Source organism: Terrihabitans rhizophilus, from assembly GCF_033898525.1.
Lineage (GTDB): Bacteria > Pseudomonadota > Alphaproteobacteria > Rhizobiales > Methylopilaceae > Flaviflagellibacter > Flaviflagellibacter rhizophilus.
Genome location: NZ_JAXAFJ010000009.1, coordinates 58,306 through 74,069, shown reverse-complemented (window position 1 = coordinate 74,069; position 15,764 = coordinate 58,306). Strand labels below are relative to the sequence as shown.

The following is a 15,764-nucleotide window of genomic DNA, read 5'->3' as shown; positions in this document are numbered from 1 at the left end:
CCATCATTTCGGCTGCTAGGTGCCGACCATTTCCGTCAGCCCTGGTTAGCCTATAGCGTCGAGCACAGCCCAACTGGCGACGGTAGGCAGACTTTCGAACGCTGGCTTGGCGAACAGATAGCCCTGAACGAGCTTGATCCCGCAGGCGCGGATGCAGGCGAGCTCCTCGCGCGTTTCCACGCCTTCGGCGATCAGGGTGATGTCGAGCTGGCGCGCAATGGAGGCGAGGCCGGCCAGGATGGCCTGCTTTGCCGCGCTCTGGTCCACGTCGCGGATCAGGTGCATGTCGATCTTGATCATGTCGGGTTGAAATTCCGCAAGGAGCCCGAGCCCGGCATAACCCGCACCGAAGTCGTCAAGCGCGGTGATGAAGCCGAGGCGTTTGTACTCCGAGATGATGCGCTTGACGTGCTGGACGTCGAGCTTCTCGTTCTCGGTGAACTCGAACATGATGCGGCGGTGCGGAAAGCCAGCTTCTCGGGCCGCGGCCAGGGAGGCGCGGATGCAGGCGGCGGGCTCGTAGACGGCATTCGGCATGAAATTGATGGACAGCCGTGTGTCCTCGTTCGTAGGAAACAATTGTCCAGCGAGCCCGATGGCTTTCACGCGGCAGGCCTGGTCGAACTTGTAGAGCGCGTCCTCGGTGACTTGGCTGAGCACGCTGTACGCGCTCTCGCCTGAGGTGCCACGCACCAGTGCTTCATATCCCCATACAAAGCCCATCTGAACGTCCAGGATCGGCTGGAATGCCATGCTGAAGTCGAACGCAAGTGGCGTCCCGTCCTGGCAAGCTGCGCATGTAGATGTCATCGACGGCTCGACTTAATGTTCCAGAATCTGGAATGTCACATCGAAAGCCTTTCGAAGCCGTGCATTGCATGCCGGACCTTGAAAGGTTCGCCCGTTCCCGCACGTAGGAACCGTACTCAGGACCTCTCGGCCCGTGGGCCGCTTTTTCATGAGTGTGCGTGGAAGGTTGTGCATGCCTCGCCCGTCCCTGTCACGCTGATCGAGTTTGTAGGCAGAGATGCGCCGCCTATGTTGCTAGGCCGTCGAGCGCCCGTTCTCTTGCTGGGCTCCGCTAGCGATCTTCAGGTGAGGTCGTTGGCCTGGTTCAGCCAAGCGTTGCTCGACTGAGTTCCCACCTTCTCTCATCCCCTTTGACCAGCTGAAATGCGCGGGTCCAAAGTTCGAAGTCGGAGATCTCATACTCTTCGCAGGTGGCGCACTGAAAGATCGTCCCTTTGAAAGTGGCGCGTCACCGAAGGGCTAGAGCGGGCACGCCCTCGAGCGTCGAGTTTATGGGACCGCTCATCGAGGTTGGGATGTCAGCTCGCCAGCGCAGGCGAGCGCCGCACGGCCGAGCGGCGATCAAGACAGACTTCAGCCAAAACGTCTGACGGCATGGGGCGCCCGTAGCGGTAACCTTGCGCTTCGTCGCAACCGAGGTGCACGAGAGTAGCCTCCTGCTCCGCGGTTTCGACGCCTTCAGCGATCACCGTGAGGTTCAGGCTTCTGGCCATCTTGATAACCGCTTGGACGATCGCCGCATCTCCTGCCTTGATATCGATTTCGGCGACAAAACTTCGGTCGATTTTCAAACGTGTCAGCGGAAACTTCTGCAAAAGGCTCAACGAGGCAAAGCCGGTGCCGAAATCGTCGAAGGCAATGCCGACTCCCATCGCCCTGAGCTTCTCCAGGTCCGTTGTCGACTGATTGCTGTGCCGAAGTACCGTGTTCTCGGTGATCTCCAACTCGAGCTGATTTGCCGACAAATCATACTTCAGGAGAGCCGCCGACACGACATCACAAAGGCGCCCGGAGCGTAGCTGCGCCGCAAACAAGTTCACTCCTACGCGGGCGGACCGGAGCCCCTTGCGCTTCCAGCCGGCTGCTGTTGCGCAAGCCTTGTGCAAGATCCAATCGCCAACGTCTTCAGCAATTGCGCTCTCCTCAAGCACTTCTATGAAGGAGTGCGGGCTCAGAAGGCCTCGGCTTGGGTGACGCCACCGCAGGAGCGCTTCCGCACCGATCAGCTCATTGCTCCTCAAGGAGTGCTGGGGTTGAAACCAGAGCTCGAACTCGTCATGAGCCAGCGCCTGACGAAGTTCTGCGCCGAGGCGATGTCTCTCCTCTGAACTATTCTGCATTGCCCGCTCAAAGAATGTCCGTACGCCTCCTCCGCGACCCTTCGCGGCGTACAGCGCAAGGTCTGCGCAGGAGAGCAATTGCTCAACCTCGGATGCATCCTTCGGCGACATCCCGATGCCGATACTGGTGCCGACGTAGACCGCTTGCCCAGCGAGCTCCATCGGCGGATCGAGGCTTTCGAAAATCCGGCGGGTGACATCATCCACCTTCAGAGGGTCGGCGCAGCCGGAAAGCAAGACCGCGAACTCATCACCGCCCAAACGCGCCACAAATCCCAGCGGTCCAGCGGCGGCCGACAGCCTTGCTGCCACCACAGCCAGAAGCTGATCCCCGAACGAGTGACCGAGACTATCATTCACGTGCTTGAAGCCATCAAGATCGAGCAGCAGCAGCGAACACTGCACCCTCCCGACATCCGCTGCGAGAAGTTCAAGCAGCGCGTTGCGGTTTGGGAGTGCTGTAAGCGTGTCGCAGTGCGCGAGATGTTCGAGCCGCTTCTTCGCTTGATGCCGGTCAACGATGTCTCTGACCAGGGCACCGAACATGGGCTGACCCGCCTCGAACCACATCGAGAGTGACAATTCGACTGGGATCTCCCGCCCGTCAGCATGCAGCGCAAGAATCTCGACTGCATGCCCAGAAAGGCGTGCCCGGCCGCTCTGAACGGCACGGGCCAAGCCGGCCTCATGTGCCGTCCGATGTCCTGTGGGGATGATGATCGAGAGTGGCTTTCCGACAGCCTCCAGCGCGCTGTACCCGAAAAGGTGCTCGGCAGCGGTGTTCCAGGACACGATCAGGTTGTCAGGTCCAGCGCATATTGCGGCCGTCGCAGAACTCATGAGCATCTGCTCGTAGCGGCCGTTTTCTGATGTTACCGCTCGGCTTGTGCAACTCATCTCGCTGTTCACGGGCCCTCCAGAGCGCAATCTACACGCGAGCCGTTAAGCGCCTCTCGCAAACTTGCCCTTAATTTTACCGTTGCAGCCCCATGTTGGTGCACGCTCGTATGCGCCCTGTTCTAGTGGATCCTTGGGGTCCGCAGTTGCTCCTTAACGAGGCTGGACCAATCTCGCTCAACATCGACATCCATTCCGCCGAAGATGCTGCCCACCGAGTTGCTCGTGAACACGCATAAGCCGAGCCCTAAATCCACTTTGCATACGCAACAAAGTGCGGATGCTAGACCGTGTCCGCCTGGATCGTGGCGTCACCGCCCTCGGAATATCAGCCAGTTGAGTTCGCGTCCCTCTAAACCTTACGCGGACTCATCGGGAGGCGAGTCTAAGTCAGGCGCGCTGATCGAATTTCAGATCTCCGGACTTAACCAGACCGGTGATGTCGGAGGCGGGCTCTTCAGCGGGGAAGCTGAAGCTCGGCGGGCTGTCCTCGATGTCGCGACGGCCCGAAATCCGAGTGCCCGCCATGATCATCTCGCCAGTTGGCAATGCCACATCAGCCTGTGCGATCAGTTCGATCTCATCGCCCCTGTGTTCTGTTTCGTCTGCCATGCCGTTCTCCATCAAGGTAGTCCGTTCCGAGAAACAGGGGGCGCCCGCTGCTTGCTTCAACGCGGCGCCACGACTGGCCTAGGAGGCTGGGTACTGCCAGCGATCCAGCCTCGCACAAGTTCTGACGACTACAATGCGTCGGATAGCGCATGGACCGCCCGACATTACTGGGGAGCAATGGCGTGGCGGCCCGCGCCGTCGAGCAAGGGCTGGCTCGCCCGACAAGGGGAGCTGACAGCAAGCTAACGAAGCGCACCGACGTTTATTCCCGCACGCCGCAATCGCCCGGTGGCTTCTCAAGGGGCAGCAGAAAGCAGCAGCCTCTAGAGCGCACGCAGTACGAAGTAGACGAGCACGCCCACGAGCAACAGCGACAGGATTGTTGCCTTCGTCATCGAAGCTATTCTCCTTAGCCGACGCCCTTAGAAACCGATCCTCGAGCGTAGGCGTCTAAAGATCCTTTGACCGGCTATACCGAATAGGGACCCGAAAAGAAGCGGGCCTGAGATGCCAATGGCACCCCCGAGAGCGGCGATGCCGATGCCCCCGAACATGAGCCCGAAAACTGCGCCTACCAGCGCGCATGTCACGAATACCGTCGCATCCGGGTAGCGTCGAACGGCGGCCTTGAGCCGCTCGCCTGCTTCGAGCGATCCATCAGGAAGGACGCCTCGAAGGAGCACTTGAGGCTGGCGCTGCGCGGCCGCAATCCTTCAGGGTCATCGCGCGGCGGATCGCTTCCTTCTCGCCCTTGAGGCGCGCGATCTCTGGCGCGACGTTTCCGCCGCTCATCGACGAAACGGGCAGACCTAGGAAGATCACGCCTGCGGTATCGTTGGAGCGGGTCTGGTTCTGCTGGGCAGAGGCTTGCGCAAGGGCAGCCTCGATGCGTGGGGCTTCGCCGGCAAGCTGATCGCACCGCCAACTCTGATAGCCGACGTCGCTGATGTACGACGCTTGGATCGTCTCAGGTTTCTGAGCGCAAGCAGCTGTACCCAGCACCGCAACGGCGCCGATCAAAATATGGACTCTCATGACTTCCCCCAACCCGTCGCTACATCGCGCAGCCGGTGGTTGAGAGTCAAAGGCGCCATGCGACGAAAGTTGATGACACAGACCTGTGTTGCCGAAATGCCATTAGGCGCCCTCGGTGCAATGAAATCACGTGGTACTGCTGCCGGAGAAGCCTGTCCGAAGCTTCCGCGATCATTGATCGTAAACCGTCACGGGTCATCAGTTCAGAAAGATGGCGTTTCGTTCTTTCGGCGCTTCTTCCTTCGCGTTTCATCAACAGCATCTCCAGTTGACAAGCTAACGAGAGAAAAATACACGAGAAGGCGGCGGATATACTAGCCAGTATCAAGCAAGAAGCGGCGACGCCCACGAGGTAGGACCTTCGGCGACGAGCCTCACCGACATCGTGGCGGGCGCCGGCGGCCGCTGGGAGATGCCGCAGCCGATCTAAACCGGAGCCATCACTGTGATCTGGGATGCCGCCGGCAGCGGCGGAATGGCTGCTACGGAAATGTAGTGGCAGGGGCGAGCTTTCGCTCGCTACGGGTTCATAAGCTGGGGGGCGTTTCCCGCACAGTGTTCCATCACGGACTGCACTGCCCTGCACACCGCAAAGATGGGTAGCACAAGCCAAAGAGCCATCCACGGCCATCGCTTTATTCAAGGCTGGCAAAATCGCTTCTCGCAAACTTAACGAAAAAAAGCCCCGCCGAAGCGGGGCTTTCACGACTTGCTAGCTGCTTATTGGGGGATCGGGTCGGGGGTGGGGAAGCCGCCGAGAAGGGCGCCAAGGTTGTTGAACAGAGTGTCCTTGACCGGGTCGAGCGAAGCGCCCGCGCGATCACGCTCAAGGAGCGTCTGCGTGCCGAGATTGAGCTTCAGACCAGCCAGAACCTTGACGGAACCGAACTCGCCTTCAGCGCCAGCGCCAAGGTCTTCAAGGCCATCGGTCTCGCTGTGGATGTACTCAGCCGTGGCAAACATGCTGAGCGGGCTGTCGTTGAGACGGTATTCCGTGCCGCCGCCGATCGTGATCGTATCGAAGTCCAGCTCGAAGTCGGCGCCGCCGCCGAGGTCAGCGCTGATGCTGGCGGTGTTGTAGCCGCCCTTGACGAAGAGCTTCCAGTTTTCCGTCGCGAAGTAGCGTGCTTCAGCGTTCACGAAGAAGCCGTCGACGTCGTCGAGGCCCGGGATGTCGATGCCGAGATCGAGGTTCTGGTAGCCGGCCTGAGCGTAGAGCGTAAAGTTGCCGAAATAGGCCTGAGCTTCCGCACCGCCGTAGAACCGGTCGAAGTCAACGCCGAGCGGCCCGAGGATGTCAGCGCTGGTCAGGCCGTACTGGCCGAAGGCGCCGAGGAGGAAGCTGTCATTGCGCCAGAATGCATGGCCAGCGACGTCCGTGGTCTTGACGCTGTCGAGGATGTTGAGACCGGGCGCGATCTCCGGGAAGTCANTACTGGCCGAAGGCGCCGAGGAGGAAGCTGTCATTGCGCCAGAATGCATGGCCAGCGACGTCCGTGGTCTTGACGCTGTCGAGGATGTTGAGACCGGGCGCGATCTCCGGGAAGTCAAAGCTCTGGTAGTTGAACACCACGTCGCTCTGCACGCCGAAGCTGGCGAATTGGTAGGCGGCCGTAGCACGCACTTCCGCCTGGAAGTCGTCGAAGTCGAGTTCGTCGTCGCCACCGAGGCCACCGAAAGCGAGGTCGTCGCCTACGTCGAAGAAGCTGTAGCCGGCGCCGACAGACACGAAAGCGTCCCACGGATTCTCAGCAACGATGGCTGGGGCTTCGACGGGGTACGCGGGCATGTCAGCAGCATTTGCCGCGCCGCAGAACAGTGCAGCTGTGCTTGCCAGAAGTAGGGCCTTCGTCTTCATCTGTAGGTGCTCCCCAGCGGTTGTATTGTACTTTCGTCTAACTCCGATTCTGCGCGATGAATAGATGCTCGGTTAAGCCTGCTGCAGTCTGTGACTTTTGAGAGACTCGAATATCGGGATCGTAAGAGCACATGTCGCGATATGTCGGAGCTCGAACACCAAAGCCGATCATCTGCAGAGGCGGCTGCATACATCCTTGAGACGTGCGAGGGGCTCTGCCTCGTCGCTCAGCAGAACAGGCTGACGTTCATCCACTACCTTCTGACAATTGTCGTCGAAGCATGCCGGCTCGTGTCTGGACCGAAGCCTTTGCGGCCCGGACGAAAACGTGGACCAACGAGCTGAGGTGATGCGGCTTGGCGGCGAGCAAGGGCGCTTTGACGAGCATTGAAGGAGGGCGGGGCTGCCACGCTGCAAGTAGCAGCCCCTCGTTCTCGCCGCTATCGAGAACCCGACCAACCAATATCAGTTGAGTTCGGCCGGAGCAGATGCCCCAAGCCCCTGCTGCGACTTTAGTAGCAGAGTGCTCGGCCGAGTTACAGATGCAGTTGCTTCGGACGCGGCATTGCAGACTCGCTACCAATCGGGGCGATTGGCGGCATGAAAGTCGAGATCGCGCACCGCAGCTTCGTTCACATGGACGGCGGCAAGACGGTCGAACTAAAAGAGCATCTTCGCCAGCAGCCGGACAGCACCGCCCGGCATTGGAAATCGTGCTGCGCCCTCCTGCCGTCGCCGGATCCAGAAGCCTACGTGGTGCAGCTTCGTGCCGCGATCAGCAAAGCTCATGTCGAGACGGTGCCAGGGGCGTCGGGGGTTTGGCTGCGAGGACCGCACTACCAACTGACCGCCGCGCTCGAAAGCCTCGGCATCGGCTGGTCCGGCGCCTGACATCTAACCCTGATCCTCTTCATCATGCCCAGGACGATGGCGCATCCACCAGATGACCGTCATGCCGACGGTAAATGCTGCCCCTAAAGCGATGAGAAGATAGGGGTTCGTCACGTCCAGCATCCGTCCGCATCTCTGCCGGTTGCGGTTACACGTGCAGGACCATTCTAGACGCATGCAGAAGGGCAGATCTAGTATGACCCAGATGCAGGCCATTAGCCTCTGCCGCTGCTGAGCTTGATGATCAGCGATCGTCAGGTGCTGCGGGCTCGAACTGGGTCAATGCACTGTTGATGTGCCGGGTGTCCTCAAAGTCTCCGCCCGCGTCCAACCAAGCTAGCCACGCCTTCTTGTAACTCGCCTGTGCCTCCTCAAGCGTGTCGCCCCGGCCGTGGGTGGTCAGGTTAAGAGGGTGGAGCGCGGTCAGCCCCCACCACCAATATCCGCCACCACCATTGCCCCGGTCAAAGCGGATGCGCCCAATCGGCCAGCGATCATGCAGGACGACGTAGTCCGGGCCATCCGTGACGATGCCGGCGAAGATCGGATTGACCACTTCGAGAGGGACAAGGCTGAGCTTCATGGTCTCTCTGGCCATCGTTGACTCCGAAAAACGTTCCTATTTTGTTCTCACAATGAGGACGCCGAGTCGACTCTCCGATTATCCGTGGGTGAAGGTTCGGATCACCTGCGTGGTCTGCCCACGGCGCGGAGTGTACCGGCTGGTGCGCCTCGCGAGTTCAGCTTGCGAGGAGAGCGCTTCTGTCGAACACTGCCCGAGATGCAGTTGCACCCGGAAGTCGCTCATTTCGCCCGTCTTCTCGCGAGCATCGAGGAGCACCTGACCCGGTACGGTGACGAACATTGGTCGCCAATGGTTCGGCATTCGCGCGCTTCGATAGAAAGGTCGGACGCTTACGGCTTGGTTTGCTTCCTAAGGCTCTTTGGCGGCATGGGGTCTATAAACGACCTCCTTCTATGGAAAGAAGGCAGGATCGTACACGCCGCCACAGAACAGCTTCGAGAGATGTTGGCAGAGGCCTCCTCCATTGCCCATAAGCTGCAGCGCGAAGCAGAGAAACGACCTGAGTAGAAATCACCAGTCCCAACTGGTCTCAGAGAAGCGGACGTCAGAATGAAGCCTGAACGTGCTCTGGTTGAAACTTGGGTCCTGCGTAATGGGCGGGTGTGCGCTGAGGGCGACTCTGCAGAGATCTCGGCACTACTCAAAGGTAGCCTAGTCCACGTAGCTTATGCCGACGGAGGATGGCGGAGCCTGTACCAACATCGCGGGACCAACCGGTTCTGGGAGCTCACTTATCCCAACAGCCATATGCATGGAGGTGGACCTAGAAGATTGCGAGAGCTTGAGTTGGCCCATGCTGAGGAATGGGTCTAGCTCGCCTTGGAAACATTGCTTCTGGGCCGGCAAAGTCGCGTTGCGTCCGGCAGGGCAACCGGTGTGCATTCATCTGAGGAGATCCCCGCCGTGTCGCAGTACAGCGAGATCGATCCCATCCTTTTAAGCTGGGGAATGGCGAACGGCATTTCTTGGTACTTCAACCATCAGGGCGAGGAAGTTAGGTCATTCTACCTCGATGTTGGACGTCGAAGTCGGGTGCAAGTTGATGTCGGCGAGCCTGAGGCTGGACAGGTCAGGATCGGGGTCGGACAGAATGTCAGAGGAGTTTCCAGGCTGAACCGCGTGAGGAGCCTTACGGCGTCTTTCGCCGAGTTGTCTTCCGTCCTTGATGACGCGCTGACAATCGCCAGACACTGGGCAGCTGATAGCGACACACAGTAGCCCAGGCTTCTTGCCAGCGGGTCGGGCAGCAGAGCTGATGAACTCTTCGGGCGAGCTGTTAATAGCACCGGCCTTCACCCGGTTAGTCGAACCAAACTGGCACCGCAATATTCATTTGCTTGGCCATGCCGCGTGGAATAGGCGGCAAGCCTGCAGCGACGGATTGTCTGGCAACGGCCTCAGCCTCGCGATTGGCTCCCACCCGGCGTTTGATTTGGAAGTTGGCGGTCCGTCCGTCCGCAAGGATCGTGAACTGAAGGTCCAGGCGACCTTTGGCTGCTTTCAGTTCGGGGTTGTTTGCGCCGTTCCTGAGGAGGCTGCGCTGTATCTCCTTGGTGTAGGCAACAATCGCCTCGCGCCCTCTAGGATCTGACTTTGCGGCCGCTGAGCCTGCAGACCCGCAAACGGCGAGCGCCACCAGCGGCGCCGCCGCCCGTACCCAAGCTGTCATCTTTAGCCCCTGCAACCTGCGCGACAGAAGCTGACCTAAAGCCTGCCGTCAACGACAATGCTAGAGCTCATGGCACCTGTTCACGCTCGGGGTGCAGCCGCAGCCGGTGTTCAATCGGAGCGGCCGGTACGAGTTCACACAGATCGTGTTCGTGCCGCCTGGAGCGCGGCCCGGCCTCGGCCGCTACAACGTGACCATCTACGACCGCTGCAATCCGGTGCAGCAATGGTGGCCTTTGGTGTCCACCCGTTCGGCTGAAATCCTGATTGCCGAACCGCCGCGCTGAAGCCCCCTAGTGGCAGGGGCGAGCTTTCGGCCGCTACGGAGGTCGGTTTCGAGGACCACAGCGCTGGGGGATGGATTAAAGAGGAAGTCCGCTTTGCTGGCGGACGGGCAGCCCATTCAGATATCAAGCATGATCGTCGCTCCATACCCACGGGCATAGATTGTCGAACAGGATCGCACCCGGTACCGCTTCGATGGCCAGGCGTGAGGTTATCCCGTCCTCCCCGACGATTTGCAGCTGAATAACTGTCGGATCCTGATCTACGGAGTTCGCCCAGTTGAGAACGCTGCGTAGTGCGGCGTCGCGCGTTTGATAAAGCTTGTGCGCGCCGTCGCCATTGTCGACGGCCCAGAGCTCACCCTCGTACTTGATCAGAGCTGTAAGTCTCTGCATCGGCTGGCACTTTCTGGTGAGCAGACGTCGAAGAGCTGCGTTGAACGTGCTTCTGTTGAAAATCCTGCAGGTCGTCCGGCTCCTGGCGCACGGTCGCGAACCATGCGAGCAGAACGATGATCGAAAAGACAGCCCAACAGGCGATAACAAAGTAAGGATCCATACGGCCCCCAGAGCGTACGGGACCACGGCGAGCGGCCGCGGCCCCGTCAGCCCAACCGGTGGGTGTGGGCAACCGGTTCATCAAAGGGTGCAATCTTCGTCAGAAGACGAGCCCATCATTTGTTAAGAACGGTTCTGGCGGTGCGCTATGGTGCAGGGTTGCTGACTTGCCCGTATAGGATGAGCTGGTTGCTCTGTCCTGCCATCGTGGCTCTTGGGGTGGCCATTGGCATGAAAGCATCATTGTCTCAAATCAGCGAAGCACTACCCAATCAGGCGCGAGGCTGAGGTAACCTGGATCGAAGTCGCCCACCGCCTTCAAATCTTCCCACCTAAGAGCTTCCAGATCGCCCCGTTCCCACGAGATCAAGCCGCGGCTTCTAAGTTCCTGCAGAGTGCGGTTGATATGGATGGTGGATAAGCCCATCGCCTCGCCGAGCTGTTCCTGCGTCACAGGGAAGTGGCAGCGGCGATCATCTGCGAGACCTACCACCTCCAGGCGCGCGATTGTCTCGCAGAAGAGATGCGCGACCCTTGCGAGCGCATCGCGTTGCCCCAGGTTCACGACCCACTCTTTTGCAATGGCGCCCGCGATAAGCGTCTCACGCCAAAAGGCATGCGTGATTGCGGCGGATTGAGCACAAAGCCGGCGAGCGTCCTCGTGTTGGATGAGAAGGACCCTGGTCTTGGTCAGGGCCGTTAAAGACACGTCCATTTCGGCTACGTGCAGGCTCTGAAGGTCGGGAATGTCTCCCGGGATGTGGAACGACACGATCGATCGTCCACCCTCTCCAACGATCTTCGACACCGAGCAGAAACCCTCCAGGACCGCGACGCAATGCTGCGGCCTGTCTCCCTGTCTGGTGATCTCGTGGCCGGGTTCAAACGTGGCAATGCGTAACGGCAACTGATCCAGCGCTTGTCGCTCATCGTCGTTTAGCCGGATGAGGCGTTCAAGTTTGCGGATCAAAGGTCCGGCGCCATGAGCCAGGGACGTCATCATGCGCGCCTCTCCATTGCGAAGCGCTGCCTCACATTCCTCTAGAGGGTAGGCACTCGGCAGCAGGTCAAACTTATCATTTGTTAAAAACCCTTGTGGATAGTCCTGCAAACCCCGATGTGTAAGCGGCGGTGTTTGCCGTCATTTGGCGGCATGTCGCTCCCAGATCGGAGTCGACATGCCGCGCTTTTATTTCAACATCATCGACAACAGATTTCTTCCCGATCCTATCGGCGCGGAGTGCGCTGACATGGTTGTCGTACGGCGGTGTGCGGTTCGAGCTGCAGGAGAGATGCTGCGTGAATTTAGCGACGATGTTGCCGGTACGTCGGACTGGCAGATGATCGTCACGGACGAAGCCAGCCACCCCGTGCTCAATCTGAAGTTCTCGATCCACTAGTGGGAACTGTGGGACCAAGGCATCGCATGAGGGTCCGGAGCAGTGTTCGAAGACCGGCGGCCCACGACGTCATCTTGCTACGAGAATGGACGAGGCAGGATGCGGGTCGTTAAGCCGTTCGCGCTGTTCCTGGTGGGGCTTCTCGTCATCATCTGTACGATCGTCTGGATGGGCGCGCAGATTGATCGTCACATTAAGCAACTCTCGGACAAGCAAGCAGGATCTTCGCTCAGTTGAGGCTTCGCGGAGTTTTGCGGCAAAGCCGCAGAACTCGACAAGCACCTTGCCGAGAACCACGGCTGTACCGAGCGCCATTGGACATCGTGCGCGGCATCCATGCCGTCGCCTGATCGCTGACGCCTATGCGGTGCCGCTGCGTGCGGCCATTAAGTCGGAGCGCGTCGAGGTGGTTTCCGTCGCGCCGGCCAGACCCGGCGTCTGCCTGCGCTGCCAGCTGACTGCGGCGCTCGACGCGCTGGGCATCGGCTGGTCAGGCGCGTAGAAGAGTGCCCGCACTGAGCGCAGAAGATCCATGACCACCAAAGCAGACGAGTACCATCGCAAGGCGGCGGCGTGTCAGGAGCACGCCAAGCAGGCTTCTGTGACAGCCGACAAGGCTACTTGGCTTAGAATGGCTGCGGAGTGGCAACGGCTGGCGCTCCAGGCTCGTCCATCGCATGCCCCAGAGGATGATCAACGTCTCGAGGCGGCCAACTCATGTCCTCGGAGGTCTTAACTCAGGCGGCGTCTGGTCTGTTGATCCGCGGAGTGCGGTCAAGGCTTGGTCGATACGTGTGGCAGCGCGTTCCTCGGCTTGCAGGGCGTTGGGAGCAGTTGATGCACCACTGCCTCGGAGCGCCTGCAGGGCGTCGAGCATCATTGCCTGGGAGGCTGTCGTGCTTGGCTTTTCGTGATCCGCCATAGCTGCACCGCGCGACGACAATGAAGAGAGGTGCCGGAAGTATGCCGCCGCCCTGTAAGTGCTCACGGTTAGGGCGACAATTTCTTCCAGTGCATCCGGGGTGAGCGCACCGCCTTAGTAGTGGCAGGCCCTTTCCGGCACCGTCGATCCATGAACCAAGAAACTCACGTACGGTTCCAAGAACATCGTTTCTAACCTTCAGCTGCGCCCTGAGCGCTTGTGGCACTAGTCCGATGAGCTGAAATGTGGAGCACGAAGAGGATGAGGCCGGCGTCATCAGTGATATCGATCCGCCAGTCTTCGTCGACCCAGATCTGATCCGCATGCACCCGCAACAAATCGCCCGCACGCTTCGCGGCCTCAATGCGGACGGCCGTCGTATCTGCGAGCTCAAGTGGTTCGGTAGCGAGGACGTGCGTGTCGGTTCGGACCTGAAAGTGGAAGAGCGGCATTTCGTACCATACCGGATCGGCATCACCGGCCGGCGAGCGCTTAAACCATAGCGAGCTGGGCAGTCGCCGGATAGGGCCGTCCGCATTGGCGAGCCCACCGCTCAATCAAACTGCGGCTCGCCTAGGACTTCGGCCTCAGCGAGGTCGTTCGGCAGCCGGCCAGCCTTAAACAGTACCACAGGCTGATCGAACTCGCCGTCGTGATCGCCGGTCACCTGAAAGGCTACCGCACCGATCTTCGTCGCTGACATGCGTTCCGCAGCCTCCTTCGCCTTTTCTGCCGAGCGGTGCTTCTCGGGCGTGCTGCCAACTAGCCTCCGACCATCGACACGGAAGGACTGAGCAAAGAACAGGGTCTCGCTGGCCATCGTTGACTCCTCTGCGCGTTCCCACTTTGTTCCCATAATGAGGACGCCGAGTCGACTCTCCGATTATCCGTGGGTGAAGGTGCGCATCACCTGCGTGGTCTGCCTGCGGCGAGGGGTGTACCGGCTGGTGCGGCTGGCGGTGCAGTTCGGCGCGGACGCGCGTCTTATCGACGTGCTGCAGGAACTCGCGAAGGATTGCCGCTATGCGCGCAAGCCGTGGCAGCGTCCGCCAGGCAAGTACGACCCGAAGTGCGGCGCGCGCTTTGAGGATGTCGAAGCTGCGACACGGCCGGCAGAGGACGTGCCGCCTTAGATGAGGCCTAGTCCCTTTCCTACGAAGGCGCCTCCAACAACGAGCAGCCCGAGGCACGTCACGGGATAAAAAGTCTCAGCGAAGCCGTTGCGGAGGAACGCGGGGTTTTCACCGGACGAACCTGGTCGCCCGACGAAGATCATGAGAAGCCCAACGAGAAAACTGGCGGATCCGAACACCAAGCTCATACAAGCGCCCCTCTTTGTTCGCTCCGGATGTTCAGAGCCTGTGTTGATCAGCCCCAAGGTTTAAGCTCGGCGGGCGACGACGTCGAGGCGCCCGGGACCGCCAGAGCGAAGCCAGGAACCGCCAGAGCCCCGCCTCAACGACTTCGAAGAACAGCCACTTCACCACTGTCATGAACATAGCCGCTCCTCCCTGCGTTGCCGGATATGGGCGTGCGGAGCCGGGGAAGAAGATCGGTAGCCGATGGATAAAGCGACACCGTTGATCCTAGGATCGATCCTCGCGGTCCTCATCACAGGGGCTGTGCATTCATGGTGGCACTATGATCCGGGGCCGGAACTGTGCCGAGACATGCTCTCACCCACGCGCGAGTACTGCGTCGAGCTTATGCTAAGACAGCGCTAGGTCCGTCAGCCGCCTCAGCAGCAAGATAACCGCGCCGTAGCAGCGATGCACAGCAGCATGATCTGCCACTCGCGGCTCATGCAGAGTTCAGTCCGAAAGCTGAGGTCCCGGCTCAGGGACAACCCGCTCTACGGTGAGTGCCGCGGTCGCAGTGAGAACACGCTGACCATGATGGTTTCGAACTTCGACCACTATCGTTCGGAGTTCGCCTTGAGGAAGGCGTTCGCGCCCAATCTCGGCGGCTGCAACGGCAGCTTCCCGTTCCGCAGCGGCCAGATCCGCGAGGTTAGATCCTTCCTCGTCGGGAATGAACCTCGACCCGTCACGGACGTCAAAATAGAACTTCGGCATCGAGCATCCTGCGCTGTAGCTAGGTTTGTGGATCAGGTTCCGGAAGCCGCCGCTGGGATACGGGTGCTCGACTGCTCGGTTCTGCCAGGTTGGTCAGGCTCGGCAAAGTTTGCGACGGGCCGACCCAGGACGCGCTCGTAGTAAGCTTCAGGAACCCCGTACGCAGCCCCGGCGCGCTCTTTGAGTCCGACCCGGTTCAGCACGACGATCCGTCCACGCGTCGCCTTGATGAGGTACTCGCCCTCAAGCATGTGGATCGCGGTCGTGACGCCGGCACGCCGGACGCCCAGCATCACACTTAGAAACTCGTGCGTCAGATCCAATTCATGACCGATTCGATCGTGAGCCATGAGGATCCAGCGGGCTAGCCTCTTCTCTAGCGAGTTCCTGCCGTTGCTCAACGCGGTGTGGGCAAGCTGGACAGCAAATACCCGTTGCCACTTCGAGAATACCGCAGAGATCGCCGGGCGCTGGACCAAGAGGTCTTGAAGCTTGGCAAATTGCACGCGCTGGGCTGATCCTGCGCACTGGATCACGGTTCGCAACGGCCCGTGATCGACATCGTGCAGGATCGCCGTGCCGGACATGCCTTCGCGGCCGTAAAGGCCAACCTCGATTTTGTCGTCCTCATGGGGTGTCACGGCGAGGATTGAAGCGAGACCACCTTCGAGAAAGTAGACGAACGGCGGTATGGCGTCTTCGGCTTCGATCACAGCCCCGCGCGGCAGATCAACAGTTTGAAGGAGGGGACGAAGAAGGCTTCGATCTTCTACCGTCAATGCTGCGAGGATGTGGTTGCTAGTCTGAAAGTCCACGATTGACGTCCCG

The 15,764-nt window shown here is 60.0% G+C and carries 20 protein-coding genes; 6 read left to right on the top strand and 14 right to left on the bottom strand.

The annotated features are described in order from the left end of the window. Positions 1-45 precede the first annotated feature (45 nt). The 4 genes from SCD90_RS13785 to SCD90_RS13770 all read right to left on the bottom strand — a co-directional run bounded on the left by SCD90_RS13785 (position 46) and on the right by SCD90_RS13770 (position 4,679). Positions 46-810 (bottom strand): EAL domain-containing protein, encoded by a 765-nt coding sequence (locus SCD90_RS13785; protein ID WP_319845268.1) that lies wholly within the window; start codon positions 808-810, stop codon positions 46-48. Between the two features lie 518 nt (positions 811-1,328). Further along, positions 1,329-3,059, bottom strand: coding sequence for a putative bifunctional diguanylate cyclase/phosphodiesterase (locus SCD90_RS13780; protein WP_319845267.1), 1,731 nt, complete (start codon positions 3,057-3,059; stop codon positions 1,329-1,331). A gap of 378 nt (positions 3,060-3,437) precedes the next feature. Next, on the bottom strand, positions 3,438-3,671 hold the full coding sequence (locus SCD90_RS13775; protein ID WP_319845266.1) for a hypothetical protein: 234 nt from the start codon (positions 3,669-3,671) through the stop codon (positions 3,438-3,440). Between the two features lie 645 nt (positions 3,672-4,316). Continuing rightward, positions 4,317-4,679, bottom strand: coding sequence for a hypothetical protein (locus SCD90_RS13770; RefSeq protein ID WP_319845265.1), 363 nt, complete (start codon positions 4,677-4,679; stop codon positions 4,317-4,319). Between the two features lie 2,473 nt (positions 4,680-7,152). Here SCD90_RS13770 and SCD90_RS13765 point away from each other — a divergent pair. Beyond that, positions 7,153-7,443, top strand: coding sequence for a hypothetical protein (locus SCD90_RS13765; RefSeq protein WP_319845264.1), 291 nt, complete (start codon positions 7,153-7,155; stop codon positions 7,441-7,443). Positions 7,444-7,687: 244 nt separating this feature from the next. Here SCD90_RS13765 and SCD90_RS13760 read toward each other — a convergent pair whose 3' ends face one another. After that, on the bottom strand, positions 7,688-8,041 hold the full coding sequence (locus SCD90_RS13760) for a hypothetical protein (RefSeq protein ID WP_319845263.1): 354 nt from the start codon (positions 8,039-8,041) through the stop codon (positions 7,688-7,690). A 63-nt stretch (positions 8,042-8,104) separates the two neighbouring features. Further along, the gene (locus tag SCD90_RS13755) at positions 8,105-8,308 is read right to left on the bottom strand and encodes a hypothetical protein (RefSeq protein WP_319845262.1); all 204 of its coding nucleotides are present in this window, start codon (positions 8,306-8,308) and stop codon (positions 8,105-8,107) included. On the opposite strand from SCD90_RS13755, the gene SCD90_RS16685 reads away from it, so the two are divergent. Beyond that, positions 8,225-8,536 (top strand): DUF6966 domain-containing protein, encoded by a 312-nt coding sequence (locus SCD90_RS16685; RefSeq protein ID WP_425265695.1) that lies wholly within the window; start codon positions 8,225-8,227, stop codon positions 8,534-8,536. The two genes, SCD90_RS13755 and SCD90_RS16685, sit on opposite strands and share 84 nt — an antisense overlap. Before the next feature lie 42 nt (positions 8,537-8,578). Then, entirely contained in the window at positions 8,579-8,842 is a 264-nt protein-coding gene (locus tag SCD90_RS16680; RefSeq protein ID WP_425265694.1) for an Imm27 family immunity protein, read from the top strand. 487 nt (positions 8,843-9,329) lie between these two features. Here the strand turns inward: SCD90_RS16680 and SCD90_RS13750 are convergent, their stop codons facing one another. Beyond that, entirely contained in the window at positions 9,330-9,698 is a 369-nt protein-coding gene (locus SCD90_RS13750; protein WP_319845261.1) for an energy transducer TonB family protein, read from the bottom strand. 106 nt (positions 9,699-9,804) lie between these two features. Between SCD90_RS13750 and SCD90_RS13745 the strand changes: the two genes are divergently transcribed. After that, a complete protein-coding gene (locus SCD90_RS13745; protein WP_319845260.1) occupies positions 9,805-9,984 on the top strand; it encodes a hypothetical protein in 180 nt (59 codons plus the stop codon). Positions 9,985-10,107: 123 nt separating this feature from the next. On the opposite strand, the gene SCD90_RS13740 is transcribed toward SCD90_RS13745, so the two are convergent. Together SCD90_RS13740 and SCD90_RS13735 are read right to left on the bottom strand one after the other, a co-directional pair. Next, complete coding sequence (locus tag SCD90_RS13740) at positions 10,108-10,377, bottom strand: hypothetical protein (protein ID WP_319845259.1); 270 nt, start codon at positions 10,375-10,377, stop codon at positions 10,108-10,110. Between the two features lie 415 nt (positions 10,378-10,792). Then, positions 10,793-11,542 carry a Crp/Fnr family transcriptional regulator gene (locus SCD90_RS13735; RefSeq protein WP_319845258.1) on the bottom strand — a complete coding sequence of 250 codons (750 nt, stop codon included), beginning with the start codon at positions 11,540-11,542 and terminating at the stop codon, positions 10,793-10,795. Between the two features lie 175 nt (positions 11,543-11,717). Here SCD90_RS13735 and SCD90_RS13730 point away from each other — a divergent pair, with 175 nt between their 5' ends. Further along, a complete protein-coding gene (locus SCD90_RS13730) occupies positions 11,718-11,939 on the top strand; it encodes a DUF6894 family protein (RefSeq protein ID WP_319845257.1) in 222 nt (73 codons plus the stop codon). Between the two features lie 69 nt (positions 11,940-12,008). Here SCD90_RS13730 and SCD90_RS13725 read toward each other — a convergent pair whose 3' ends face one another. The 3 genes from SCD90_RS13725 to SCD90_RS13715 form a co-directional block, all read right to left on the bottom strand. After that, on the bottom strand, positions 12,009-12,254 hold the full coding sequence (locus tag SCD90_RS13725) for a hypothetical protein (RefSeq protein ID WP_319845256.1): 246 nt from the start codon (positions 12,252-12,254) through the stop codon (positions 12,009-12,011). 798 nt (positions 12,255-13,052) lie between these two features. Next, positions 13,053-13,313 carry a DUF6894 family protein gene (locus SCD90_RS16675; protein WP_425265700.1) on the bottom strand — a complete coding sequence of 87 codons (261 nt, stop codon included), beginning with the start codon at positions 13,311-13,313 and terminating at the stop codon, positions 13,053-13,055. 101 nt (positions 13,314-13,414) lie between these two features. Beyond that, a complete protein-coding gene (locus tag SCD90_RS13715) occupies positions 13,415-13,681 on the bottom strand; it encodes a hypothetical protein (RefSeq protein WP_319845254.1) in 267 nt (88 codons plus the stop codon). Between the two features lie 37 nt (positions 13,682-13,718). Here SCD90_RS13715 and SCD90_RS13710 point away from each other — a divergent pair, with 37 nt between their 5' ends. Further along, positions 13,719-13,994 carry a hypothetical protein gene (locus SCD90_RS13710; RefSeq protein ID WP_319845253.1) on the top strand — a complete coding sequence of 92 codons (276 nt, stop codon included), beginning with the start codon at positions 13,719-13,721 and terminating at the stop codon, positions 13,992-13,994. 678 nt (positions 13,995-14,672) lie between these two features. Here SCD90_RS13710 and SCD90_RS16670 read toward each other — a convergent pair. Then, the gene (locus tag SCD90_RS16670; RefSeq protein ID WP_425265693.1) at positions 14,673-14,936 is read right to left on the bottom strand and encodes a DUF6894 family protein; all 264 of its coding nucleotides are present in this window, start codon (positions 14,934-14,936) and stop codon (positions 14,673-14,675) included. 32 nt (positions 14,937-14,968) lie between these two features. After that, positions 14,969-15,751: a Crp/Fnr family transcriptional regulator gene (locus SCD90_RS13705; protein ID WP_319845252.1), complete on the bottom strand. Its 783-nt coding sequence runs from the start codon at positions 15,749-15,751 to the stop codon at positions 14,969-14,971. Positions 15,752-15,764: the final 13 nt, after the last annotated feature.

Bases quoted from the DNA above. Each gene is read 5' to 3' on its own strand.
- SCD90_RS13785 (WP_319845268.1), bottom strand. From the start codon at position 810: ATGACATCTACATGCGCAGCTTGCCAGGACGGGACGCCACTTGCGTTC.
- SCD90_RS13775 (WP_319845266.1), bottom strand. From the start codon at position 3,671: ATGGAGAACGGCATGGCAGACGAAACAGAACACAGGGGCGATGAGATC.
- SCD90_RS13765 (WP_319845264.1), top strand. From the start codon at position 7,153: ATGAAAGTCGAGATCGCGCACCGCAGCTTCGTTCACATGGACGGCGGC.
- SCD90_RS13760 (WP_319845263.1), bottom strand. From the start codon at position 8,041: ATGGCCAGAGAGACCATGAAGCTCAGCCTTGTCCCTCTCGAAGTGGTC.
- SCD90_RS16685 (WP_425265695.1), top strand. From the start codon at position 8,225: ATGCAGTTGCACCCGGAAGTCGCTCATTTCGCCCGTCTTCTCGCGAGC.
- SCD90_RS13755 (WP_319845262.1), bottom strand. From the start codon at position 8,308: ATGTTCGTCACCGTACCGGGTCAGGTGCTCCTCGATGCTCGCGAGAAG.
- SCD90_RS16680 (WP_425265694.1), top strand. From the start codon at position 8,579: ATGAAGCCTGAACGTGCTCTGGTTGAAACTTGGGTCCTGCGTAATGGG.
- SCD90_RS13750 (WP_319845261.1), bottom strand. From the start codon at position 9,698: ATGACAGCTTGGGTACGGGCGGCGGCGCCGCTGGTGGCGCTCGCCGTT.
- SCD90_RS13740 (WP_319845259.1), bottom strand. From the start codon at position 10,377: ATGCAGAGACTTACAGCTCTGATCAAGTACGAGGGTGAGCTCTGGGCC.
- SCD90_RS13735 (WP_319845258.1), bottom strand. From the start codon at position 11,542: ATGATGACGTCCCTGGCTCATGGCGCCGGACCTTTGATCCGCAAACTT.
- SCD90_RS13730 (WP_319845257.1), top strand. From the start codon at position 11,718: ATGCCGCGCTTTTATTTCAACATCATCGACAACAGATTTCTTCCCGAT.
- SCD90_RS13725 (WP_319845256.1), bottom strand. From the start codon at position 12,254: ATGGCGCTCGGTACAGCCGTGGTTCTCGGCAAGGTGCTTGTCGAGTTC.
- SCD90_RS16675 (WP_425265700.1), bottom strand. From the start codon at position 13,313: ATGCCGCTCTTCCACTTTCAGGTCCGAACCGACACGCACGTCCTCGCT.
- SCD90_RS13715 (WP_319845254.1), bottom strand. From the start codon at position 13,681: ATGGCCAGCGAGACCCTGTTCTTTGCTCAGTCCTTCCGTGTCGATGGT.
- SCD90_RS13710 (WP_319845253.1), top strand. From the start codon at position 13,719: ATGAGGACGCCGAGTCGACTCTCCGATTATCCGTGGGTGAAGGTGCGC.
- SCD90_RS16670 (WP_425265693.1), bottom strand. From the start codon at position 14,936: ATGCCGAAGTTCTATTTTGACGTCCGTGACGGGTCGAGGTTCATTCCC.